Genomic DNA, 24,659 nt, shown 5'->3' with positions numbered 1-24,659 from the left:
GACAAGCCCTTACGTCTATAAGGATGACACCGGCAATACTCATTCACGGACCCACGGCCAGCGGCAAGACCGCGCTCGCCATCGAAGTGGCGCGCCGTCTGGGCGGTGAGGTCATCAATGCCGATTCCATGCAGGTCTATCGCGACCTGCAAGTGATTTCAGCTCGCCCGACCGAAGAAGAGATGGACGGCGTGAAGCACCACCTCTTCGGCCATGTGAACGCGGCCGAGCGCTATTCCACTGGCGAATGGCTGGAAGAGGTCCGCGCGACCATTCGCAACCTTGAACTTCGCGGCAAGCGCGCTGTCCTGGTCGGCGGCACGGGCCTTTACCTGCTCGCAATGACGCGAGGCCTGTCGAATATTCCCCCCGTACCCGACGATGTCCGCGCCGATGTGCGCGCCATTGCCGATGCCGAGGGCGCGGACGGCCTGCGTGCCCGACTGGCCCCGGTCGATCCGGAAGTTGCTGACCGACTGGGCACTGGTGACCGCCAGCGCCTCGCACGCGCCTATGAGGTCTATCTGGCCACCGGCAAACCGCTAAGCGATTTCCAGCGCAACCGTCAGCCGCCCGTCCTGCAGGAGAATGAATGGATGGGCGTTGCGCTGACCCCACCTCGCGCAAAACTCTATCAGAAAATCGACCGCCGCTTTGAAGGCATGCTGATGCAGGGCGCGATGGAAGAAGCCCGCCAACTGATAAAACGCGACCTCGACCCGGAACTTCCTGCCATGAAAGCACATGGAATGCCGTGGCTCGCAGCCTTCGCACGCGGCGAGATAACGGCAGAATTTGCTGCAGAAAACGCAAAACGCGACACAAGACGCTACGCAAAACGGCAATTCACGTGGATTGGTCGCCAATTTCCCTTCTGGCCGCGCATTCCTTCACCTGAGCCGGAGGATCGTTTGAGGGTTATTCTTGCCTTGTATAGGGAGATTGACAGGCCGGTTGAGGCAGATTATTCCTAATCCCGACGTTGGAGGAAACGCACCGTGCGCAAATACGTGGTACTCGTTATTAAGCATCCGTAGCTGGCTTTAAGTAGCCAGTTGCGGATGCGCGCACAAAACGGGGCTCCATTGGAGCCCTTTTTCTTTTCCGATACAGTCCAAACTCAGTTCCATCAGAGATCTCCCCATGACAACCGATACCAAGACCAAGCCCGCAGCTGAAACCTTGACCATGACAGGCGCCGAAATCGTCATCACGGCGCTTAAGGAACAGGGCGTGGAAGTCATGTTCGGCTATCCGGGTGGGGCGGTTCTTCCGATCTATGATGCGCTCTACAATTCCGATGGCATTCGCCACATTCTGGTGCGGCACGAGCAAGGCGCTGGCCACGCGGCCGAGGGCTATGCCCGCACAACAGGCAAACCCGGCGTCTGCCTCGTCACCTCCGGCCCCGGCGCGACCAATATGGTCACCCCGATTGCAGACGCGATGATGGATTCCATTCCGATGGTGGTCCTGACCGGACAGGTTCCGACACACCTGATCGGCACCGACGCGTTCCAGGAATGCGACACAACCGGCATCACCCGCACCTGTGCCAAGCACAATTACCTGGTTACCGATGTGAACCAGCTCGCACGCACGCTTCACGAAGCCTTCCTGATCGCCAAATCCGGTCGGCCCGGCCCGGTCGTGGTCGACATTCCAAAGGACATCCAGTTCGCCACCGGCACCTATGTCGGCAAGGAGGGCGTTCACAAACCGAGCTATCACCCCACCACCAAGCCGCACCCGGATGCGATTTCGGCCACAGTGGATCTGATGATGCACGCGCGGCGGCCAGTCTTCTACACTGGCGGCGGTATCATCAATTCCGGTCCGAAGGCGTCCGACCTGCTGCGCGAGCTTCAGAACGTCACGGGGTATCCGGTGACCTCTACCCTGATGGGGCTTGGCGCCTTCCCCGCCTCCCATCCGGACTGGCTAGGCATGGTCGGCATGCATGGCAGCTTCGAAGCCAATAATGCGATGCACGATTGCGACCTGATGATCTGCGTGGGCGCGCGCTTCGATGACCGGGTGACCGGCCGTATCGACGCCTTCTCACCCAACTCCAAGAAGGTGCATATCGACATCGATCCTTCCTCTGTGAACAAGATCGTCCGGGTCGACATCCCCGTGATTGCCGACTGCGCAGAGGCGCTGGCCGCAATCCTGAAAGAGTTCAAATCCCGCAAGGCGAAGAAGCCGGACCTGAAACCCTGGCGTCAGGAAATCGACATCTGGCGCGCCCGGAAATGCTTCACCTACGCAAACTCCGACTCGGTCATCAAACCCCAACATGCCGTTGAGCGTCTGTATGAGCTGACCCGTGATCGCGAGACCTACATCACGACCGAAGTAGGCCAGCACCAGATGTGGGCGGCGCAATTCTATCATTTCGACGAGCCGAACCGGTGGATGACCTCCGGCGGCCTCGGCACGATGGGCTATGGTCTGCCCGCCGCAGTGGGCGTTCAGGCAGCGCATCCGGACGCCCTCGTGATCGACATTGCGGGCGAAGCGTCGATCCAGATGATGACGCAGGAACTCTCCACCGCCGTTCAACACAGGCTGCCGGTCAAAGTCTTCATCCTCAACAATGAATGGATGGGTATGGTGCGCCAGTGGCAGGAATTGCTGCATGGCGAGCGTTATTCACACTCTTATTCGGAAACCCTGCCCGACTTCGTGAAACTTGCCGAAGCGATGGGCGGACATGGTATCCGTTGTGACAATCCAGCGGAGCTGGACGACAAGATCCGCGAGATGATTGACCATCCCGGGCCGGTTTTGTTCGATTGCCGTGTCGAAAAGGCCGAGAACTGCCTGCCTATGATACCGTCGGGTTCAGCGCACAACGAGATGATCCTTGGCGAAATCAAGGGTGATGAGATCGGCGAAGCTGGTAAGGGACTGGTCTGACGGACCAGACCCGGCGGGAGCTTGATAGGACGTATGTGATGGCTGCGAGTGAACTGTGGCAGTGGGGAATGGAGAATATCGGCACGATCGTGACCGTGGTCTCCGCCATTGCGGCTGTACTTGGCGCGCTCGCAAGCCGCGCCGAAACCCGCAAACAACACCAGCTGCGCACCGAACAGCTGCGCCAGAGCATCGACAGCGCCAGCCTCGACTGGGGCAATACCGCCATCGAAACGCTGGCCTCTGCTGCCATGCTGGCGCGCAACCGCCACGTGATGGACTCCGACCGCGCCTTCCAGGAGGCGCGCGCAGACAGCCTGACGAACCTGTCGACCCTGATTGACCGTGGGCGGATGTTCTTTCCAAACCTTGCGCCTGACCGTCACGGCCTCAACAAGGATGGCGCCTATCAAGGCTTCCGCGCACCGATCCTGGATAGCCTCGTCTGGGCCCATGAAGAGGTTCAGGCCCTGACCCGCGAAGGCGGCCCAACAAGCGAGGATAGCGCGGCTTTCATCGATGCTTGCCGCAAATTGCTGGTCTCCGAACTGCAAGCCCATCTCGATCCACGGCGCATGGACCAGCTATTGGGCCGCTACACCAAACAAAAGCAGAAACACCAGGACGACGCGATCAGCCGGTCTGGAGCGTTGCGGGACGAGCTATTGACTCGCCGTCCCGACCTCTCCATCGACTTCTGGAATCGTGACACCTCGAAACCGGAGACACAGCCATGAGCGATGGATCAACAGCTACGCCCCCCGCTGGCAATCCGAAATCGGCCTATTTCCTGTCTCATGAGGACGAGGCCGTTGAACGCCGCACACTGGCCGTCATGGTCGATAACGAGCCGGGCGTTCTGGCCCGAGTTGTGGGACTGTTCTCTGGCCGGGGTTACAATATCGACAGCCTGACCGTGGCCGAGGTCGACGTGAATGAGCGCCGCTCGCGGATCACCATCGTGACCCAGGGCACACCGCATATTCTGGAGCAGATCGAAGCCCAGCTCTTGCGCATCGTGCCCGTGGAACAGGTGATCGACATCACCAAGTCCAAGCGCGGCATCGAGCGCGAACTGGCATTGATCAAGGTCGCCGGCAAAGGCGAAGCCCGTGTTGAAGCGCTGCGCATATCTCAGATTTTCCGCGCGAATGTGATAGACACGACAAATGAGAGCTTCATTTTCGAGCTGACAGGCGCCTCTGAAAAGATCACCCAGTTTGTGGATCTGATGCGACCGCTCGGCTTGGTTGAGGTAAGCCGGACAGGTGTTCTGTCGATCAAGAGGGGAAAGGAGAAGGGATGACACGCACCAGTCTGATTGCGCTCGGCGTCCTTTTTCTCGCTAGCAATGCGCACGCCATAGAAGAACAGCCCGAAAGCTGCCGCCCGAAAGTGGCCGGCTCGGCCCTGGCGCTTGCAGATGATGCCGATCAGGCTCAGCTGCAATGCGATATCGACCGTGCGGCCCTGATTGCCGACCGGGCCGATGCAACGTTTGATTCCTCCAATGACCCCATCCTGCGCATCGTGGACACCGCAGCGCCCAGCGGGGCCGCTTATGTCTACGATATCGTTGATGCGGACGGCACAATGATGCTGGATGCGCGAACGGTACCGGTCGATTCCGACACCAACACACATATTCCGCTCTGTCGCCTGCAGACCCAACTGCCTGCCCCCGTCGCAAGCAAGGTCGCCTTGTCTCTCCTGACCACCAGCGATGCAGGACTGCCCGCCTATGGCGCGCGGGAAAAAATGGTGGTCAATGCCGACGGATCGCGCAGCTATGAGCTGCTGCTGGCGTCGCACGACATCATCACCTCAATTGAAACCACCAATGGCCTGAAACAGTTTTCGCGCCATTCGGAGGCCACAGACATAATTGCCGAATTGAACCGTAGCGTTATCGGCGTCGCCAATTTTTCAGATGGCTGGGTGTGCAAGTCCAACTGATCTGAAGACCCTTACCCCAACAATCAATCCTCCAGCGGAGCAAGTAGAGGCCCATGAAAATCTATTACGAACAGGATGCAGACCTTTCCCTCATCCAGAGCAAGAAAGTCGCCGTGATCGGCTATGGCAGCCAGGGCCACGCCCACGTTCTGAACATGCGCGACAGCGGCGTGAAGCAGTTGAAGGTTGGCCTCTATGAGGGGTCGGCCAGCCGCGCCAAAGCAGAAGCCGAGGGCCTTGAAGTGGTCACGCCAGCCGAGGCCGCCCAGTGGGCCGACGTGCTGATGATCCTTATCCCGGACGAAAAGCAGGCCGTGCTCTATGCAAACGAGATCGAACCGCATCTGCGCGCTGGCCAGCATGTCATGTTCGGCCACGGCTTCAACGTGCACTACAACCTCATCCGTCCACGCCCCGATGTTGATGTCTCACTCTCCGCCCCGAAAGGCCCCGGCCACACGCTGCGCGCCCAGTACCAGATGGGCTTCGGCTTGCCGGGTCTGATCGCAATCCATCAGGACGCGACCGGCACCGCGCAGGATGTTGCCCTGTCCTATTCCAAGGCCATCGGCAATACGCGCGCTGGTGTCATCGAGACCTCATTCCGCGAAGAAACCGAAACAGACCTCTTCGGCGAACAGGCTGTACTCTGTGGCGGCATCGTCGAGTTGATCAAGGCTGGCTATGAAACCCTGGTCGAGGCTGGCTACGCGCCGGAAATGGCCTATTTCGAATGCCTTCACGAGACCAAACTGATCGTTGACCTTATTTATGAAGGCGGCATCGCCAACATGAACTACTCGATCTCCAACACGGCCGAATATGGCGAATACGTCTCCGGCCCGCGCGTGATCAATTCCGAAGCCAAGGCCAACATGAAAAAGGTTCTCGAAGACATCCAGAACGGCACGTTTGCCCGCAACTGGGTCCTCGAAAACCAGGCCGGCGCACCGGGCTTCAACGCCATGCGCCAGCGCATGAACAGCCACGAAATCGAAGAAGTCGGCGAGAAACTTCGCGGCATGATGCACTGGGCCCAGAACGATCGCCTGGTCGACAAATCCCGCAACTAGGCCGAATGCGAGTTGTAAACTGGAATATCGAGAGACGCGGTCCGCACACATGGCAGGCCGCGTCTCTTGTTTCCGAGATTCAATCCCTTGATCCGGACCTTGTCTTCCTGACGGAAGGCCACCACCACTCGCTCAATCAGTTGGGCGGGTTCACGCTTGACCATCCGGGTTATGGCGCCGGTCACAAGTCCGAATCCGAACGATTGGTGCTACTATGGAGTAGCTCAGCATGGGAATTGATTCCGCTACCCCAGAATGTTCAGTCAACTGGCGGCGCTATTTTTGGAAAGACGACCTCCGACGGCCACGCTGTCTATTGCCTGTGCATATGCATTCCTTGGCACATGTGCCCGACCGTGAAAGCGGATGGAAAAGTTGTTCCTTGGGCTCAACATAAACTTTTCCTGAAAGAGCTCGCGCCGCTGCTTCACGAGCTACAGCATACGCATGCGCCGCTTATCGTGGCCGGTGATTTCAATCGACGCGTGCCGAGGTGTTGGGGCCCAATAGAGAGCTTCGACCTGCTAACGGACGCGTTCGACGGGCTTAACATTGTCACATCCAATACATTACAACCAGAGAATGCGGCCACGATCGATCATATCGCCATCTCAGCCACCCTGACCCCAAAAACTGTCAAATCGTTGAGTGCCATTGACCCTGAGCGACAGCGCCCTCGATCGGACCATTTTGATGTGCTTGCCGATATCGAAGTCATCTGACTCTTTGCTCAAGGAACCCGGTTCATGTCCACCCGGCCGTCAATTCCCGGTACGCGGCCTGACATCGTGTATTGCCAGATGTCCGGTACGCGGCCGTTGATGGTCCGCGGCATCGTCTCGCCAAGGCCGCGCAACCAGAGCGGATAGTCATCATAATTGCCGGCCAGCCAGTCGGTGTGAAACTCTGGCGTCGTGTAGATCACCGGCCGCACGCCATATTCGGCCTCTAGCGCCGTCAGGAATGTGTCCAATTCTCCCAAAGTCTCAGTCGTGCTGCCGCGCGGCTCGCAATTGTGCGCATATTCCAGATCAACTGCGGGCGGCAGCGCCCCTGCCCGCACTTCCACCGACTGAATGAAATTCTGAGCCTGCTCGGCTCCCGGCCGGCAGAGTCGGTAAAAATGATAAGCGCCGACCATCCAGCCGCGCGTTGTCGCTTCGCGCCAGTTTTCCAGGAAACGTGGATCTTTCCAGTCCCGACCTTCGGTAGCCTTGAGGTAAAGAAAATCGACGGGTGCGGCCTCGAACTCGTCCCAGCGGATGCGACCATTATGGTGCGACAGGTCAATGCCGGTGAAACCGGATTGCAACGGGATAACACCGCCTGCAACCGGTTCAGACGATTGTGAACACGCCGCTGCAACCAGCATCAAGGTAAATGAAACGGACCGAAACAGGCTCATGAACTGTTTCAACACGGGAATATGGCCTTATGGCGAGGAAAACTTGCCCGTATCTTGCAAGGTAATCTCTGCTTGGAACTGTGCGCGCGGCCAATTGCGCGCTATAAGAGCAATGAAATCAATTCTCTGGCCCGGATGAAAACCCCAACGCCGACAACAGGCGCACCAGGTCAGAACATGGGAAAGTACGGGCGATGGCCAAATTCGAAACGGACAATGCTGCCGGCAAGGGCCGCTCAGGTCAGGGCAGCTTCATCGGCACGGAATGCGCGCTGGAAGGCAGCTTCAATTTCTCTGGCCCGCTTACCGTAGCAGGCCATATGAAAGGCCCAGTCAAATCGGACGGGCTGGTATTGATCGAAGCGACCGGTCATATCGAAGGATCGCTGGAGGCGGCAATCATCGTCGTACATGGCAAGCTGACGGGCAATGTGACTGCTCATGAGAGCCTCGAGATATGGAATGAAGCTGTTGTCACCGGAAAGGTGTTCACCCGCAGCATCCGGGTTGACGCAGGGTCGCTGATGACCGCTGACCTCAACGTCGCAACCGACGGTCCCATACCGACGCATGAGGCTGTGGACACACCTGAGCATATCACTGCTGATACAGTTTCCGAGACCCCCGCTATCGACCCTAACCGACCCGCCAGCCCGCTGCCAGGCTCAAGCCTTGCGCGCAAACTGTCGACCTTGAGCGAAAATCAGTAGCGGCGCCTGACGTCTTCAAGACGCTCCCAAGTCGAGTCATCGGGCTGATAGGCCCCCAGCGTCGACAGGCGTTCGCAGGCCCACTCATACGCCTTATCGCAGGATTCCTGGAGAAGGCGCGTGCCTTCCGCGACGTTCTTGGAACCACCTTGGCCGGTATAGATCATGTTGCCATAGGCTGCACATCCGCTCACGTCGCCATAATCACACGCTTTATCATAAAGCTGGCGCGCCCGAGCGGTATCGGCATCCATGCCGCGCCCTTGAACAGTCAGATAGGCAAGTCCTGAACAGGCCTCTGCGACTTTTCCATCGCACGCCTTGCGATAATTGTCCGCAGCGCTCTTGTAATCCTGGTCGCCGCCAAGCCCCTTGCGATACATATCGGCCAGCTCGAAGCAGGCTTGATAATCCCTGGTGTCACAGGCCTGACTGGCTTCGGTGCGTGTGACGCGATTGGTCTCAAGGTTAGCCGTAGCTTCCTCGAGCGCAATTTCCGCTTGGGTCCGCTCAACCTGACCATACTGTGCAGCAGCAGGAAGAACAGCGACTGACATGGCGACAACAGATATCGCGGCGGCAAGAATACGCATGCAATTTCTCCCTTGGTTATATTCGGGATATAAGTGGCGATACGGAGTGCGTCCATGTAAACCGCTGCTTACAGATTGGTAACATCACGCATGATCGCTTGCCGTTGCACCGGCTGGCTCAGCATAAGAAACCATACGACCAGAGGGGAAACACATGGCCGCAACAGACCAGACGCCGATCGGATCAGGCTTTCACGCGAAGTCGACGGCACGGGAAGTCATCGATGGTATCGACCTGACCGGACGCAATGCAATCGTCACCGGCGGCTATTCAGGAATTGGTCTGGAGACCGTTCGCGCCTTGGTGGGTGCAGGCGCGCGCGTGACCGTGCCTGCACGACGTGTCGACGCCGCCGAGGCCGCGCTCGCTGACATTCCCGGCGATATCGAGATTGCGGCGATGGATCTGGAAGACCTCGCCAGTGTACGAAAATTCACCGCTGATTTTGAGGACACGGGCCGCGCACTTGATATCCTTATCAACAATGCGGGTGTCATGGCCTGCCCTGAAACGCGGGTTGGGCCCGGCTGGGAACGCCAGTTGGGCGTGAACCATCTCGCGCACATGGCGATGAGCCTCGCGCTCGCCCCCGCTCTTGAACGCGCGGACGGCGCGCGCTTGGTCGCCCTTTCATCAACAGCGCATGTGCGCTCCGACGTGATCTGGGACGATCCCAATTACGAATCCCATCCCTATGACAAATGGGAAGCCTACGGCCAGTCCAAATCAGCGTGCGCCCTGTTTGCTCTCGGCGTGGACCATCGCGGCAAGGATATTGGTGTGCGGGCCTTCTCGGTGCATCCGGGGGGTATTTTCACGCCTCTGCAACGCCACCTCACTGATGAGGAAATGGCGGAACTCGGTTGGAAAAACCCCGACGGAACAATCCCGCCTCAAGTCCAGGCCATGTTCAAGACGCCAGAACAGGGCGCATCCACCAGCGTTTGGGCCGCTACTGCCCCTGCCCTTGCTGACAAGGGCGGCGTTTATTGCGAAGACTGCGATATTGCCAAGCTTGCAACCGAAGAGAGTCAACGCTGGGAGCATGCCCGACCCTGGATCTGTGATGACGAAAAAGCCGAGCGGCTTTGGGACATCAGCGAGACCATGCTCAGCAAGGCCTGAGCGGACAGAGGACACTCCAATGAGACATTCACTACGTTTCGCAGCTGCTTGCTTGAGCCTGGCCGCATGTGCTGCTCCGATACCCGGGAGCATGCCAACAGCGCAGGAAACAGCGGCCCCTGCCTTCGATTACGATTCCGTCTTCGTGCACGATGGTCGCCCGGAAGCGGATTTCGAGCAATATGAACTTCGCAATTCGCGGCAGATCCTCGCATTCACCGGAGTTATGCCGGGCATGACCGTACTGGATATGGAAGCTGGCGGCGGCATCTATACCGAACTCTTCTCACTGGTCGTGGGCGAAGAGGGAAAAGTCTACCTTCAGAACCCGCCAGAGTTTGAAACCTTTCTCGGCGATGCGGTCGAGAAACGCATGGATGGCCGGCTGATCAATGTGACTCACATCCAGACCTCGTTCGATGATTTCGAACCCATTGGCGATATGGAGGTGGATCTCGTGACCTGGTTTCTCGGTCCACATGAGCTCTGGTACACGCCGGAAGGCGCGGAGCCGGGCGCACTCGGAGATCCGGAAGTCGCGTTTTCCGAAATCGCACGCGTCCTGAAACCCGGTGGGCATTTTGTCGTGATCGATCACCGCGCGCCTGACGGTGCGCCTGCAACAACTGGCGGCGTGACGCATCGGCTGGCGCAAGACACCTTGATGGATATGATGGGCGATGTCGGCCTCATCCTTGTTGAGGAGAGTGACCTACTCGCGAACCCAAACGACGATGGCACACTGAACGTATTCGATCCGTCTATCCGGAGACAGACGGATCGTTACATTCTCAAATTCGAGAAATCCTGACCGAAGACAGGATCAGCTGGAGCCTTCGGGATCCAGCTTGTCTTGGGTCCGGGTATCAAAATCGCTGGCATCGTGGCGTTCGCGCAGTTGGGTTTCTGGCTTGCCAAAAGTGCGGTTCACCATGCGGCCACGCTTGACTGCCGGACGCTCGGCGATCTGCTTGGTCCAGCGCTGGACATTTTCGTACTCATGGACCTGCAGGAATTCACCCGCGTCGTAAACGACGCCGGACGCAAGCGCGCCGTACCAGGGCCAGATTGCCATGTCTGCAATCGAGTACTCGTCACCCGCCATGAATTCATTGTCGGCGAGCCGCTTGTCCAGCACGTCCAGTTCCCGCTTCACCTCCATCGCAAACCGGTCGATCGCGTATTCGATCTTGATCGGCGCGTAGGCGTAAAAATGTCCAAAGCCGCCGCCGAGATAAGGCGCCGATCCCATCTGCCAAAACAGCCAGGAAAGCGCTTCCGTACGCTTGCGGGCGTCTTTGGGCAGGAATGCGTCAAACTTCTCTGACAGGTACAGTAGGATCGATCCGGATTCGAACACGCGGGTGGGCGGATTGGTCGAATGGTCCATCAGAGCCGGGATCTTGGAGTTCGGGTTGGCGGAAACAAATCCGCTGGAAAACTGGTCGCCCTCCATGATGTTGACCAGCCAGGCATCATACTCAGCACCGGAATGGCCCGCCGCGAGCAGTTCTTCGAGCATTACAGTAACTTTGACGCCGTTCGGTGTGCCCAGAGAGTAGAGTTGCAGCGGATGTTTCCCAACCTGCAAATCCTTGTCATGGGTCGCGCCGGAAATCGGCCGGTTGATGCTGGCGAAACGCCCGCCGCTCTCAGCATCCCACTTCCAGACCTTCGGTGGGATATAGGTATCGTCAGCCATGTTGCGTGCCCTCTTGCTTGGTTTCGTCAAACCAACATGTAGGCATGGCGCGCAGAAAGTCAGTAAACTTGTTTGTGAGACGTCCTAAACAGGCCCTCAGATAATCAGGCTGGCAGGCTTTCGGTCAGCAACATTTCCTGGTTCTGCACAACTTTCGTGACCTTCACCGGCAGCCAGCAGGTCACTTCCAGACCGCCGCCATCGACCGGTTTCATACCGACCGTTCCGCCATGCAGATCGATGAAATGCTTCACGAGCGCAAGACCGAGGCCGGCCCCGCGCTGGTCGCCCGAAACGAAGCTGTCAAAGCTGGTGGCCCGTTTGTCGGCTGCAAGCCCGCGGCCATTGTCTCGCACAGACAGGGTCACCATGTCGCCTACGCGCTGGGACGAGACGACGATCTCACCACCGGATTCCGTAAAGCGCAGCGAATTGGAAATAAGGTTGAACAGGACCTGCCGGATACGGCGCTCATCCGCGCGAATGACTCCAAGCTTGCCCTTGATGTCGGCGCGAACGGAAATCTGCGTGTCCTCTGCCTTGGACACGACCATGTCGATGCTTTCCTCGATGACATGACTGAGATCCACATCCTTTAGATCGAGATCCATTCGGCCTGCTTCGATCATGGCGAGATCGAGAATGTTCTCGATCAGTTTCGACAGGTGGTCAGAAGCTGACAGGATCGCGCTGACATAGTCTGTCTGGCGCTCGGTCAGATCGCCATTGCGCTTTGTCTCCAGCAGTTCAGCATAGCCAAAGATGACCGTGAGCGGAGACCGCAACTGGTAGGACACATTACGTACGAACTCGGTTTTCAGGCGGTCAGCAGCCTCAAATGCTTCAGCGCGATCTCTCAGCGCGGACTCAACCCTGCGTGTGGCCGTCACATCCGCAAAGGCGATCAGTGTGTTTCCATCCGGCAACGGATGGGTCAGATATGTCAGGATTGATCCATCAGACCTGCGCATCTCTCCTGTGGTGGACTGGCGCGCGCGCGCGGACGGGTCCGTAATATGGCCCTTGATCGCGTCCCAGACATCCAGGTCATGGAACAGCGGAACGCAGTCCTCGATCACATCGCTATAGTCCGGATGGTCTTTCAACTCGTCATGGTCCAGAGACCAGAGACGTTCAAAAGCCTTGTTGAACAGTTTCAGCCGCCCGTCGCCGCCGAACACGACAACTGCCTCGTGCAGATTGTCGAGCGTGGACGCCTGCGTCTTCACAATCGCATTGAACTTGGTCTGAAGGTTCAGTTCGCCAGTGATGTCCTTGAACAACAGCAACAGGCCGCCCATCGGGTGGCGCTGGCGTGTAACGGACAGAGTCCGGTCATCCGGCAGTGACCATGTATCTTCCTTTACCCCATCAATATCGAGGTAGTAGGACAGCTCCTCAGCGCGCCATTCGGCGTAATTTGTACGGGCCGGCAACTTGCGGCGTTCGCGCAGGCGGTCCAGCAACTGCCCGTGGTTCGGGCGGTCCAGCAGGAAGCTCTCATCGAGATCCCACATGTCGCGGAAGGCCTTGTTGTAGAAGGTCAGTTTGCGATCCGCCCCGAAGATGGCGACAGCATCTGCAACATGGTTCAGCGTCTCGTCATGCGCGCGAACATGGCGGTTCAGTTCCTCGCGCGCATTCTCCTGCGCGGTCACGTCGAAGGCCATAGCCCCTGCCCCGCCGGACAGCGGGAAAGTCAGCACACGCATCGCGCGCCGCTCTCCATTCACGACCATATGACGCGTATCGTCGATATCGGCGCCTTCAGAAATAGTCTTGCGGGCCTGATCAGCTGAAGCTTGGTCCAGCATGATCTGGCGATCCAGCACGCGGTCGAGGTTCACCCCATCGACAGCCTCAATGTAAGACGGGTTCACCCACTGCAGCTTGCCCATGCCGGATACGCGCCACGCCGGGAACGGCGCCTTGCCCAACATGTCGAGGAAGGCAGTGGGATCGCGCGCGATGACCTGCCGCGCCTCTTCCAGCTTGCCGCGGGCGGAGCTTTCTTCCAATCCCTTGATGGTCGTGTCGGTGACCCAGACGACAGCCCGGGCGCCAGCCGTCCGCCCGTCCGCTTCGAGGAAGCGGCCAGACGGCCCGATGATGGTGAGCGAGAAGGCCTGTCCGGTATCGCGCAGCTCGCGCATGCGAATCCGCAGCGTCGTGTCCTGTCCGGAACTGTCACGCGCTTCGAGGTCGGCAAGGCCTTCGATGATGCGCACCGCCGGATCGGGCGAAATCGCATCATCGGTGAAGCTGAGCAAGCCGGCCAATGCCACCGGCGAACCGTAAAGCTCCGGCGGGGTCATTTCTTCACTGTCGGGCTCAAGCGCTTCACCCTGCCAGACAAGGATTACGCCCGGGTGAGCGCCAAGGATTGAGCGGTGCTCTGCCAGAAGAGTCTCGAGATCGGATGACCGGTCTTTGTATTTTCGCGCCGCGCCACGTGCCCCATCAGACACGCGCAGCGCCCATAGCAAGGCGGCGAGGCCCAGCGCGGTCGCACCAGCAGACATGATGATAGGGACCTGGTCCGCCGTGATTGCCATAGTGTCTTCAATCCAAATCGCACGAATCGACCACCGGTCGGCGGCCGCAACTGGTTAACGGATTGCTCCCTTTGCGTTAAGGCGGCGTTAACGAGACGCTAATCCCAGACCGATGTCCAGACAAGATAACTGAAACGTCATGTTGCAAAAACGCCACACCGACATAGTCTGATCCCTCGAACCTCTTGGGAGTCTCTTCATGCGCAATCTGGCCCTTGCCCTTTCCGCTGCGGCACTCGTTTGCCTTGGTGCACCTGCATCTGCTGGTGCCGAAGATGAGGGCGACGATCTTGTGCGCCTGCCGGGACAGTCTTATCCCGGCCCGACAAGACGCGGTGCCAAAGCGAATGGACATGTCCCAGAACGCCTGGTGGCAGGAGGTGGATTGATTGTCAGTTTCGATGCCAACCTCGACGGCAATGTCACGCCGGAAGAGCTCGCCACGGGCATTGAGGCCGCATTCCTTGAGGCCGATTCCAATAAGGACGGCTATCTCAACCCGCTCGAACAGCTCTCATGGGCGGAAAGCCAGCCAACCCGCGATGACACGCTGGGAAATCCGGCCCGCTTCGACCCCAATCTGGATCGGCGCGCCAGTTTCGACGAATTTGACACGGTTCTCACCAGCCTCGCCGCAGACTACGCCTCGGAATCCGGCATCATTCATGTCGCCGACCTGAAAGCGCCCAAGCCGGAAAAGCGGGAAGAGACCCGCTTCGTCCGCAATGATCCGCCGCTTCGCCGAAATTAGGTGAGAATATCGTAGAGGTCGGTCCGCCGATCCCGGAAAAAACCCCAGGCCGCCCGTTCGCGTTCAATTTCGTCCAGATCGAATTCTGCGACCAGCACGCCCTGTTCGGTACGTCCGAAATCAATCACGATCTCGCCGGTTGGGTCCGCGATGAAGCTGGTTCCGTAAAAGACCTGCCCTTCCTCATCGCCCACCCGGTTTGCCGCGACGACCGGGATGGTGTTCGAGACGGCATGACCCTGCATCGCGCGGCGCCAGCGGGCGGCCGTATCGAGGCCCGCATCCTGCGGCTCAGCGCCAATCGCTGTCGGATATAGCAACGCATCCGCGCCCATTAGCGCCATGGCGCGCGCAGCTTCCGGGAACCATTGGTCCCAGCAGATGCCAACGCCAATCCGGCCTTTCATTGTGTCCCATACGCGAAACCCGGTATCGCCGGGGCGGAAATAGTATTTTTCCTGATAGCCTGGCCCGTCCGGAATGTGGCTCTTGCGATATACGCCTAGAGGCGACCCATCCGCGTCGATCATGACCAGGGAATTGTAATAGAGCGGGCCATCCTTCTCATAGATTGAGACGGGAATGACGACGCCAAGTTCCTCGGCCAGCGCCGATAGCTGCTCGACAGCCGGATGCTCGCGCCAGGGATAGGCGCGCGCGAAATGCTCTTCTTCCTGTGTCTTGCAGAAATAATACCCCGTGAAGAGTTCCGGCGGCAGCACAACGTCGGCACCCTGCTCTGCGGCTTCGCGCACGCGCTCCGCCACGCGGTGGATATTGTCCTGCACATCGTCTGATGGCGTAAACTGGATGCAGGCAAGCGTTAGGGTACGGGGCATGGCTCGCTCCTGGAGATCAAGCTGGAATTTCGCGGGTCATGCAGTGGAAACTGCCTCCGCCATTGAGAATATTGCGTGCCGGCAGGCCGATCACCTTGCGACCTTCGAACAGAGCGCTCAGTTCAGCCAGCGCCACAAGGCTGTACCGATCTTCGTAAACGGGCACGAGGACCACGCCGTTCGTGATCGTGAAATTCATATGGCTTGCCGGAATCGGATTTCCATCCTCGTCTTTCACAAGCCCAGGCGAGGGAATGGTGGTAACCTCGAGCCCAGCCCTGCGGAGCGCTGTTTCAATCTCCTGCAACGTATCAGCATTCGGGTCGTCTGCGCCCGATGGGTGCTGGCAGATTGCATGTCCCGGCGCGATGAAACGGGCGATATTATCGACATGGCCATCTGTATGGTCATTGAGCAAGCCGTCGCCGAGCCAAATGAATTCCAGTACGCCGAGCGCCTCTGCAATCGCCATCTCGATCGTGGCCTGATCCATACCCGGATTTCGGTTTGGATTCAGCAGGCACTGTCCGGTTGTCAACAGGCGGCCAGTGCCGTCCGCATCAATGCCCCCGCCCTCCAGAACCATTTCGTGCTGCGACACCGGAATGCCTTCATGCTGCGCAATTGCTATCGCCGTTTCCGTGTCGCCCGGCATCAGGTATTTTCCGCCCCAGCCATTGAAGCGAAAAGCCTGCGCGCAGCGCGTATCCCCCGTCCCTGTAATGATTGGCCCGGTGTCGCGCATCCAGATGTCACCGGTCGGAATTCGGCAGACCTCAGCGCAATCACCCACGGCTTCAACCGCCGCTGCCTCGGCTTCATCGGACCCTACCGCGACCCGGATCGGCACATAGTCCGATGCGGCGCGGATGAAGCCGGAAATATCTTTGCGTGGACCTTCAAGGTCGCCGCCCCACTCTTCAAGAAGACGCGGCCAGCCAACCCAGAGAGCAGCATGAGGGGTCCATTCGGGCAGGAGACGGGGTTTCATGTCAGACATTGAGCGCGCCATGCCACACCTTGTTCCAAAGGAAAAGGGCGGCTCTTCTCAGAGCCACCCTTCCCGATTTTGAGTTTCGGAGTTCCGAGTGACTAGAACTCGTAGCGCAGGCCGAAGCGAATTTCGTAGCGCGACGCGTCGCCCTGACGAGATTCACAATCACCAGTCTGGAAGTCGTCAACCGTACAAACCGCCGGGAAGCCAGGCTCACGCAGTACGCCCCACTCGTCGTTCAGCAGATTTGTGAAGTTGTCGACAACAATGAAGCCGGAAGCCTTGTGATCAAGGAAGCCAGGGAATTCCTGCTCAAGCTTGATGTCGACCTTGCCCCACCAGGAACCTTCTTCGCCGTTACGCTCTGCACCAGCAGCCAGGTACGGGTTGCCTTCGAGGTAAGGGTTGAAGCCACTGATACCGTTCGCGTCACCACCGTACACCACGCTGTATGGACGACCCGACACAGCCTGGCCGAAAGCCGAGAACGTGGTCATGTTGTCGCCGAAGAAAGCGCGTTCATAATTGGTAAGTGCCGTGAAGCGGTGCTTGGTGTTGTAGTCAGACGTTGCGGCGCTGACATCCTGTGGATCGCCAAATGCCCGGCTGACATAGTTCGAGAAGGCCACCGAAGACGTCATCGGGTGAACATCTTCTGCGTCCGTGTAGGCGTAGCCCAGGGCCCAGTCGAGACCGAAGTCATAGGACTTCGAGATCGAGCCGGAAACCAGCAGAGACTTGGCATCTTCTTTCGCATTGGTCAGCACGAAGGCTGCCTCACGAACGCTGCTGTAGGTCGGGTATTCGCGACCGTCGACTGTGGTTGTACCAGTCTGCTCGAGATCACCGCGGATCCAGACAGCGCTATCTTGAGCAACGGTGTACAGAATGTCGCCCGAGAGGACATACTCGCCGCCGAGCCCAGGCGCGTCAGCATAGTATGTACCGCCGAAAGCAAATTTCAGCTCAGATGGAATTTCGAAGTTCGGATCAAGGTAGTTGATCTCGAAGTTCGAGCCTTCGCCAGCTGCGACAGCGTCGATCATGTCTTGTGGCACACAGTAGCCTGGTCCAGTCGGCACGCCGTCTTCACAAAGACCGTAGTCAATGTCGAAGAGCGATGTCACGCCATTTTCAAGACCGAATGCACCACCGTCCGAACCGAACTGCAGCACGTTGTTTGCTGAGTAGGTGTTGGACAGCCACACGTTCGGGTTGCCACCGGAGTAGAGGCCGACACCACCGCGCAAGTCGAGATTGTCGGAGAAGTCCCACTCGAAGCCGAGACGTGGCTGAAGCAGGCCTTCACCATCCAGGGTCTCACCATTCGTGAAGCCATAGTCAGCCAGGAAGTCTGCATTGGTTTCAGGTGCGTCGTCGGTCGTGTACCAGTCGTAGCGCAGGCCACCGATCACCACGATACCGTTGCCGAAGTCGATTTCGTCCTGGGCGTACAGCGTGTTGATCTCATATCCCCAGTCAGCAGCCGCATTATTCGGATCGCCTGTTGGGGAGTTGTTGTAGTTCACGTTGTCGGCGATGCCGAGACGGAAGTTCTCAATCGCATCGTCGAATGCTCCGCCAGAGGACGGATTGCCATCGAAGTCGATTTCGGTTTCGACGTGCTGGACGAACATGTTGAACACGTCGAGGGCTTCACGCTCGTAGCCGAAGCTGAAATTGTGGTTGCCCGTCGTGTAGTAACCTTTCAGCGCGAGGCTGAGGGTCTCGTAGTACAGCTTGTTTGCCTGGCGGGAATCGTCGCCACCGAGATAGACATCAACATCGTCGGTCTCGATCGTGATCTCACCGAAATCGGTACCGCCGACAGAAATCTGACGATTGTCCAGTTCGGAATAGGCAAGACGGACTTCAGTGGAGAAATTGTCCGTCCAGTCAGAATAAAGCGAACCGGCATAGGACGTCAGTTCCGCGCCACGCTCATAGAGGTGGTTGGAGAATTCCAGCTCATCGGAGTCACCGTCCGACTGGGCGATGTTGAAACCATCATTCCAGTTATAGGTGAAGGATGCGCGGTGATCGTTGCTGATGTTCCAGTCGAGCTTGACCAGGATCTTCTCGTCGGAGTTATCAGCGCTGCTCGGGATCGTGCCCGGATCATAGCCATAGAGTTCCATGGCGATGTTGCGGATCTCGTCGACTTCCGCCTGAGTGATGTTCACTTCGTTGACAGCGCCGGAGCCGATCGCGCCGCGGTCAAACAGGTTCACGCCGTCAAGTTTCTCGTAGGCCGCGAAGAAGAACAGCTTGTCCTTGATGATCGGACCACCGACGCCGAAGCCGTAGCGAGTTTCGTCGTACTCACCCGTCGTGATGTCGTCGCCTTCGAGGCTGTCGGCGCGCAGGCCGTCATTTGTGTAGTCGCCGAAGAGGTAGCCGTGGAATTCATTTGTACCGGATTTCGTGACCGCGTTGATGTTACAGGCGGAGAAGCCACCATACTGCACATCGAAGGGAGCCAGTTCGACCGCAACCTGCTCAATGGCATCATAAGAAAATGGGATGCGCTCAGTTGGGTAACCATTCGAATTCAGGCCGAAATTGTCATTCATGCGAATGCCGTCAACGGTCAGCGAGTTGAAGCGGGAGTTCTTACCGCCACACTGGACTGCGTTGATATCACCACGGGATTCGTCAACATAGATGCGTGGGTCGAGGCGCAGGACATCCGTGATGTTGCGGTTGATGGCCGGGGCCCTCTGCAGCGTCTCCAGGCCGAAGGTCGCCGAAGGACCCGCAGCAGTCGGTGCGAGATCGGAGACGGAAGCCGTAACAACGATCGTTTCCTGACGCGCTTCACCATCATTGGTGAGCGTGAAGTCGACCTGGGTCGCATCGCCGAGGTTCAGGCCCACATCTTCGATGAACTGGCCCTGGAACTCTGACGAAGTCACCGTAACGACATAGCCGCTTGAAACAGGCAGGTTGCGGATGCTGTACAGACCGGTCTGGTTGGTCGTCGCAGTCCGTGTCAGCCCTGTGGAAGGATCGGTGATGGTAACCAGCGCACCGGATACGGCCTGGCCGTCATCATCGGTCACTGCGCCGCGGACGGCTGAAGTTGTAACCTGCGCCATAGCGACGCCGGCCATGCTCAGCGCAATGGCAGATACTGCTGCCCCACGCCCGAAAGTGGTCCAATTTGTCATGACTATTCCCCTAGTCGGTGATGCGCCGACAACCGCCCCTTGCGGGTCGCCGGTACTGCGGGTCGGATAACGACACCGGATGACAGATTAGTGACAAGATCTTGAAGGTTCAGCACATAAGGCCGCGATCGCGGTGGATCGATATGTTGCGATGCAAAAAAGACACGGTTTGGAGGCGGACATGCGCAGATTGCGTGCGGTTCAGGGTATATTCTGCCTCGGTGGGGCGGCATAAGTCTCAAGTTGAGAAGGAATAACACCCCATGACCGTCGAGGAATCCGAATCGCATGGCCGCTGGCAGACCATCACATTCACCGCGCTGGCAATGCTGCTTGTACTGAGGGTTGTATTCACAGGCATTTCGCCTCTGAACCTATATGCAGATGAAGCGCAGTACTGGCGATGGGGCGATACGCTGGAATGGGGCTATTATTCCAAGCCTCCCATGATTGCGTGGGTCATCCATGCTGTGACAGCTGTATTGGGTGATGCAGAATGGGCTGTACGGCTTCCCGCGGCCTTCCTGCACACGGCCGGTGCCACCTTCATCTATTTCCTCGCGCGAGACATGTATGGTGCACGTGTCGGCATGTTTGCCAGCCTTGGCTATGCACTGATGCCGGCTGTCATATTGTCTTCTGTCGTGATCTCTACAGATGGCGTGCTCATCCCTTTCTGGTGCGCCGCCCTTTGGGCTCTGTGGCGGTTGCGCAGCGGGCAAGGCGCATGGGTCAGCGCGCTGGGTCTCGGCGTCGCGGTCGGGCTCGGCTTCCTGTCGAAATACGCAATGCTCTATTTCGCGATCGGCATCGTGCTGGTCCTGTTGATCGACGTACAGAGTCGTCGTGCCTTGCTGAGTTGGAAAGGCCTTACAGCCTTGGCCGTGGCAGCAGCGATCTTTGCGCCGCACCTCGCCTGGAATGCCGCGAATGATTTCAAGACGGTGAGCCATACGGTCGACAATGCCAATCTTGGTGGCGACCTCATCAATCCTGAGAACGCCCTCACCTTCCTGGTCGATCAGCTCGGCGTGTTCGGGCCAATCAGTTTCCTTGCGCTCATCTTCGGCATCTTCGTCATGCGTAGCGAGGATGATGGCATCATGGGCCGGGACCGCTGGCTGCTCTGCTTTATCTTGCCGGTCTTGCTGATCATCATGGCACAAGCGGTCCTGTCGCGCGCCAATGCCAATTGGGCTGCGACGGCCTATCCGGCTGCGAGCGTGCTGGTGGCCTCATGGCTCGCCCGGGCAAAGCCAAATCGGAATCTTTGGTACATCATTGCAGCGGTCAGCTTCGTCGCTTTCCTGCTCGCGCCGGATGTATCGCTCGCCACGCGCCTGATGATTGGTGCCATAGTCGCAGCAGCCATTCTGGGTTACGGCCATTTTGTGCGGCATTCCCCGTCCGGCCTGCTCTGGACCAGTTTGTCTCTGCACGCTGCTCTGATGCTGGCCCTGCTGACCCTCGCGCTACTGCCCGCCTCCCTGTCGACCTCGCTTGGTTTCGACAACGCCCTCAAACGCACTCGTGGCTGGGATAGCGCCGCTGAGCAATTGTTTGCGCGCGCCGATGCACTTGGCGCAACCTCAGTGCTCGTGGATGAGCGAGAAGCCTGGCACGGCCTGGACTATTACGCACGCGAGCGCACCACGCCGATGGTTTCATGGCGCCGCTATGCCGGACCGAAGAGTTTTTCAGAGGCCCGGCCACTTGAGGGCAGTTTGGCCGATCGCGTACTCATCGCGTCGCTACATCCCGGCATGCGTCCAAAACTGCGAAGCGACTTCCAGTCCTTCGACCATGTGGGCGTGATCTCAATTCCGCTTGGAACCCGTAGCAATGGATGCCCGATCGTGCGGGAATTCCAGCTTTATCTGGGTACCGGGTATGACCGTCATGATCGGACGCCCGAATGGGAGGAACGTTTTGATGGACAGGTGGAATTCAACCCTGAGCCCTGCCCATCACCAACCGATCAATGACCGACTGACTCGCCCCAAAGATCTTCGACCCGGCCATCCCGGCCGCATGAAGCGCGATAGTAGCGATATTTGAGCGGGTTCTTCTTGTAATAATTCTGATGATACTCTTCAGCGGGCCAGAATGTTTCGGCCTGAACCACCCGTGTCACGACCGGGTCCTTTAGCACACCTGACGTCTCAATCTCGGCAATCTCGGCTTCAGCCACCGCGCGCTCGTCATCAGTGTTGACGAAGATCGCGGTACGATAACTGTCGCCCTTGTCGCAGAACTGCCCATATGGATCGGTGGGGTCTACGTGCCGGAAAAAATACTCTACCAAAGTGTCGTAGCTGACCAGATCCGGATCGTAGGTAACCTTTACGGCTTCGTAGTGGCCGGTGTTCTCCTTGGAGACCTGCTTGTAAGTCGGATTGGCGATTTCACCGCCCGTATAGCCGGACACGGTGTCGATCACGCCATCAACCTTGTCGAAATCAGACTCAACGCACCAGAAACACCCGCCCGCAAAAATGGCCGAAGACAGCCGCTTGGGGGCAGTTTCTGCCACGGTTTGGTCCTGCGCGCCCGCATTCGAGAAGAACGCAAGCGCCATGGCGGCCAAGCCAGCGGCGATGGTGAAAGTGGGGGCAGATGGCATTCGCATGGCAGTTCCCGATACTCTATACAGTCGCAGCAAACACACGCTGCGTTCTGTCCGTCATATGGCGGTCTCCCGTCCGCCGTGAAGGCCAGAAAGTCAGTCTTAACATAAATGTGTTGCCTGCGTGTTGCCAAACTGCGTCAGCAATGGGGCTGACTGGCATGGCAGGAAGTGCGTCAGGATGGCCCCATCAGCACACGGACCCTGACCCGGCTGGACCGCCCGCTCTGATCGACGGCCGTAATCGTGTAGAATCCCGCTTGCGTCGGCTGCCAGACCGGTGCACCGGCATCATCGATCTGACTGGGCTTTCCATCAATATACCACGAGACGCGCCCTTCCCCTCGTCCAGCCAACACAAAGGGCCGGGCCGACTTGCCATCAACACTGCCGGCCCACAATTCCGCGCTCGCGGGTGGAAACATGATTTCGGGTGGCGCTTCGGGCGAAAAGTCATGTAGCGCGCCACGTGTTTCAATTTTGCGCTGCGTGGTAAGGCGTGTGCGAGCTTTACCTTTATCCCGTAAATGATGGGCAGTTCGATCAGCAACCTCGAACAGGAAGGGCAATGCGGTCACCCGGCCAGTCTTGCCAGGTCGCGGCGCGCCATCGGCCCTGCCAACCCAGACGACAATGGCATGTTCGCCGGAAACTGCGGCTGCCCAGCTATCGCGGAAGCCGTACGATGTGCCGGTCTTGAACGCAACTTGTGGCGCGCCAGCAGTCAGGCGCCCTGGCATACGCCCCTCCGGCATGGGTCCATTTTGCAGGATACGGACGATATCTGACGCACTCTCGGCGCTGACCAGCCGCCGTCCCATCCGTTCATAACTTGCAGCTTCTTGACTGGCGCGCCAGACCAGAGGCTTGGCTACACCCTCATCGCCCAGAGCAGCATAGAGGATGGCCAGTTCGCGCGCTGTCAGGCCCGCACCACCCAGTGCGAGGGCAAGGCCGGCATCATGATTTGCGCCGCCGCCAATACGTGGTCGCGCGCCCGCCAGCGCGAGCTGCGCCGCAAACCGCTCCGGTCCGACCCGATCCAGCATAAGTACCGCCGGCACATTGAGCGAATGCTGCAAAGCATCCGAAACCCGCACATCACCGCGAAACATCCGGTCGAAGTTTTCCGGCTGGTAGGACGCAAACCGTTTGGGCAGATCGGAAATGCGCGTATCCGGCGCGGCCTGCCCGTCATCGAACGCCATGGCGTAAATGAACGGTTTCAAGGTGGAGCCCGGTGAGCGGGCTTGCGCGGTCAGGTCAAGCCAGCCCCCTGCCCGGTCGCGCGAGGCAGATCCGACGAGAGCACGCACACCACGTGTCGGAATGTGAACCACAATGGCCGAGACCTGAACGTCAGGACCTTCAGCCTCAGCCTTGCGCAAGGCCATGGATTCGAGTTCAGCCTGAAGACCAGCATCCAGCGTGGTGCGCACATCCTCGCGCGGCCCGCTCGCCAGCGCTTTCTCTGTGCCGTGCCAGGCACGCATCGGAAAATCACGCCGTCGCGCCGGGACCGGCGATGTCGCTACTTCCTCCACATCAGCCTCGCTGAAAACACCATACCAACCGAGCTTGGTTGCGACCCAGTCGCGCGCCTTTTGCGCCTGGTGTGGCCGACGGTCCGGGCGGCGCACTTCGGGCGATTGCGGCAGGGCAATCAGCAGTGCGATCTCGTCAGCGGACAAGCGGTCAGCCTCGTGCCCGAAATAACTCCAGCTCGCTGCCCGCACGCCTTCCAGGTTGCCGCCGTAGGGCGTTAGCGTGAGGTAGAGTTCGAGAATCTCATCTTTCGACAAGCGACGTTCGATCTGCCAAGCGCGCGCGATCTCGATCAGCTTGGACCCTACATTGCGGTCCCGTGGTTCCAGCAGGCGCGCAGTCTGCATCGTGATCGTGGAACCACCGGACACGATCCGCCCAGCGCGTGCCGAATCTGCCACAGCCCGGCCGAGCCCCATCCAATCTGTCCCGCGATGGCTATAGAAACGTTTGTCTTCGATCCGAAGCAGCGCCTCGATGAACTCTGGATCGATCTTGTCGAGATCCCCGCGGAACCGCCACCGCCCGTCTTTGGTCGGGAAGGCCCTCAGGGGCTTGCCCTCCCGGTCGGTCACCAGCGCTGAGATTTCTCCCGCGCGGTCAATTGGCGGCGGCAGTACCCAGTCCATCAGGACAACCGCAGCAAACACTGCGGCTATCCCGATGACGATACGCCGAGGCGTCAGCATGGC

Annotated in this window: 21 protein-coding genes; 12 read left to right on the top strand and 9 right to left on the bottom strand. The window is 58.8% G+C overall.

Annotation, left to right across the window (positions count from 1 at the left end; all coding sequences use genetic code 11):
- Window positions 1-23: 23 nt before the first annotated feature.
- From miaA to L53_RS00385, 7 genes are all read left to right on the top strand, one after another.
- A complete protein-coding gene (gene miaA / locus L53_RS00415; RefSeq protein WP_034810527.1) occupies window positions 24-974 on the top strand; it encodes a tRNA (adenosine(37)-N6)-dimethylallyltransferase MiaA in 951 nt (316 codons plus the stop codon).
- 169 nt (window positions 975-1,143) lie between these two features.
- Window positions 1,144-2,922, top strand: coding sequence for an acetolactate synthase 3 large subunit (locus L53_RS00410; protein WP_051607413.1), 1,779 nt, complete (start codon window positions 1,144-1,146; stop codon window positions 2,920-2,922).
- Between the two features lie 38 nt (window positions 2,923-2,960).
- Window positions 2,961-3,659, top strand: a complete 699-nt coding sequence (locus tag L53_RS16055; RefSeq protein ID WP_156947765.1) for a hypothetical protein — start codon at window positions 2,961-2,963, stop codon at window positions 3,657-3,659.
- Window positions 3,656-4,228, top strand: a complete 573-nt coding sequence (ilvN, locus tag L53_RS00400; RefSeq protein WP_051607411.1) for an acetolactate synthase small subunit — start codon at window positions 3,656-3,658, stop codon at window positions 4,226-4,228. Before L53_RS16055 ends, ilvN begins: the two co-directional genes overlap by 4 nt.
- Entirely contained in the window at window positions 4,225-4,878 is a 654-nt protein-coding gene (locus L53_RS00395) for a hypothetical protein (RefSeq protein WP_034810526.1), read from the top strand. The genes ilvN and L53_RS00395 overlap by 4 nt, the downstream gene beginning before the upstream one ends.
- A 53-nt stretch (window positions 4,879-4,931) precedes the next feature.
- On the top strand, window positions 4,932-5,951 hold the full coding sequence (gene ilvC, locus L53_RS00390) for a ketol-acid reductoisomerase (protein ID WP_034810525.1): 1,020 nt from the start codon (window positions 4,932-4,934) through the stop codon (window positions 5,949-5,951).
- A 5-nt stretch (window positions 5,952-5,956) separates the two neighbouring features.
- Window positions 5,957-6,673, top strand: coding sequence for an endonuclease/exonuclease/phosphatase family protein (locus L53_RS00385; RefSeq protein ID WP_034810524.1), 717 nt, complete (start codon window positions 5,957-5,959; stop codon window positions 6,671-6,673).
- Window positions 6,674-6,681: 8 nt separating this feature from the next.
- Here L53_RS00385 and L53_RS00380 read toward each other — a convergent pair whose 3' ends face one another.
- Window positions 6,682-7,356 carry a GH25 family lysozyme gene (locus tag L53_RS00380; protein WP_051607410.1) on the bottom strand — a complete coding sequence of 225 codons (675 nt, stop codon included), beginning with the start codon at window positions 7,354-7,356 and terminating at the stop codon, window positions 6,682-6,684.
- Window positions 7,357-7,550: 194 nt separating this feature from the next.
- On the opposite strand from L53_RS00380, the gene L53_RS00375 reads away from it, so the two are divergent.
- Window positions 7,551-8,066 carry a polymer-forming cytoskeletal protein gene (locus L53_RS00375; RefSeq protein ID WP_034810523.1) on the top strand — a complete coding sequence of 172 codons (516 nt, stop codon included), beginning with the start codon at window positions 7,551-7,553 and terminating at the stop codon, window positions 8,064-8,066.
- Here the strand turns inward: L53_RS00375 and L53_RS16050 are convergent.
- Window positions 8,060-8,659, bottom strand: coding sequence for a tetratricopeptide repeat protein (locus L53_RS16050; RefSeq protein WP_051607409.1), 600 nt, complete (start codon window positions 8,657-8,659; stop codon window positions 8,060-8,062). The genes L53_RS00375 and L53_RS16050 overlap by 7 nt on opposite strands.
- A gap of 154 nt (window positions 8,660-8,813) precedes the next feature.
- Between L53_RS16050 and L53_RS00365 the strand changes: the two genes are divergently transcribed.
- Together L53_RS00365 and L53_RS00360 are read left to right on the top strand one after the other, a co-directional pair.
- Entirely contained in the window at window positions 8,814-9,785 is a 972-nt protein-coding gene (locus L53_RS00365) for an oxidoreductase (protein WP_034810522.1), read from the top strand.
- Between the two features lie 91 nt (window positions 9,786-9,876).
- Window positions 9,877-10,596 (top strand): methyltransferase domain-containing protein, encoded by a 720-nt coding sequence (locus L53_RS00360; protein WP_034810521.1) that lies wholly within the window; start codon window positions 9,877-9,879, stop codon window positions 10,594-10,596.
- Between the two features lie 12 nt (window positions 10,597-10,608).
- Here L53_RS00360 and yghU read toward each other — a convergent pair whose 3' ends face one another.
- Both yghU and L53_RS00350 read right to left on the bottom strand, forming a co-directional pair.
- The gene (gene yghU, locus L53_RS00355) at window positions 10,609-11,487 is read right to left on the bottom strand and encodes a glutathione-dependent disulfide-bond oxidoreductase (RefSeq protein ID WP_034810520.1); all 879 of its coding nucleotides are present in this window, start codon (window positions 11,485-11,487) and stop codon (window positions 10,609-10,611) included.
- A gap of 104 nt (window positions 11,488-11,591) precedes the next feature.
- Window positions 11,592-14,042: a PAS domain-containing sensor histidine kinase gene (locus L53_RS00350; protein WP_034810519.1), complete on the bottom strand. Its 2,451-nt coding sequence runs from the start codon at window positions 14,040-14,042 to the stop codon at window positions 11,592-11,594.
- A gap of 199 nt (window positions 14,043-14,241) precedes the next feature.
- Between L53_RS00350 and L53_RS00345 the strand changes: the two genes are divergently transcribed.
- Window positions 14,242-14,793 carry an EF-hand domain-containing protein gene (locus L53_RS00345; protein ID WP_034810518.1) on the top strand — a complete coding sequence of 184 codons (552 nt, stop codon included), beginning with the start codon at window positions 14,242-14,244 and terminating at the stop codon, window positions 14,791-14,793.
- On the opposite strand, the gene aguB is transcribed toward L53_RS00345, so the two are convergent.
- The 3 genes from aguB to L53_RS00330 form a co-directional block, all read right to left on the bottom strand.
- Window positions 14,790-15,632, bottom strand: coding sequence for an N-carbamoylputrescine amidase (gene aguB, locus L53_RS00340; RefSeq protein ID WP_034810517.1), 843 nt, complete (start codon window positions 15,630-15,632; stop codon window positions 14,790-14,792). The two genes, L53_RS00345 and aguB, sit on opposite strands and share 4 nt — an antisense overlap.
- A 16-nt stretch (window positions 15,633-15,648) precedes the next feature.
- Window positions 15,649-16,632: an agmatine deiminase family protein gene (locus tag L53_RS00335; protein ID WP_051607545.1), complete on the bottom strand. Its 984-nt coding sequence runs from the start codon at window positions 16,630-16,632 to the stop codon at window positions 15,649-15,651.
- Between the two features lie 92 nt (window positions 16,633-16,724).
- Window positions 16,725-19,796, bottom strand: coding sequence for a TonB-dependent receptor (locus L53_RS00330; RefSeq protein WP_034810516.1), 3,072 nt, complete (start codon window positions 19,794-19,796; stop codon window positions 16,725-16,727).
- A gap of 263 nt (window positions 19,797-20,059) precedes the next feature.
- Between L53_RS00330 and L53_RS17230 the strand changes: the two genes are divergently transcribed.
- Window positions 20,060-21,781, top strand: coding sequence for a glycosyltransferase family 39 protein (locus tag L53_RS17230; protein WP_034810515.1), 1,722 nt, complete (start codon window positions 20,060-20,062; stop codon window positions 21,779-21,781).
- Here the strand turns inward: L53_RS17230 and msrA are convergent.
- Window positions 21,775-22,425, bottom strand: a complete 651-nt coding sequence (gene msrA, locus L53_RS00320) for a peptide-methionine (S)-S-oxide reductase MsrA (protein ID WP_034810514.1) — start codon at window positions 22,423-22,425, stop codon at window positions 21,775-21,777. The two genes, L53_RS17230 and msrA, sit on opposite strands and share 7 nt — an antisense overlap.
- A 173-nt stretch (window positions 22,426-22,598) precedes the next feature.
- The gene (gene pbpC / locus L53_RS00315) at window positions 22,599-24,656 is read right to left on the bottom strand and encodes a penicillin-binding protein 1C (RefSeq protein ID WP_034810513.1); all 2,058 of its coding nucleotides are present in this window, start codon (window positions 24,654-24,656) and stop codon (window positions 22,599-22,601) included.
- Window positions 24,657-24,659: the final 3 nt, after the last annotated feature.

Source organism: Hyphomonas sp. L-53-1-40 (genome assembly GCF_000682775.1).
Taxonomy (GTDB): Bacteria; Pseudomonadota; Alphaproteobacteria; order Caulobacterales; family Hyphomonadaceae; genus Hyphomonas.
This window is presented reverse-complemented; position numbering and strand designations above follow the sequence as displayed.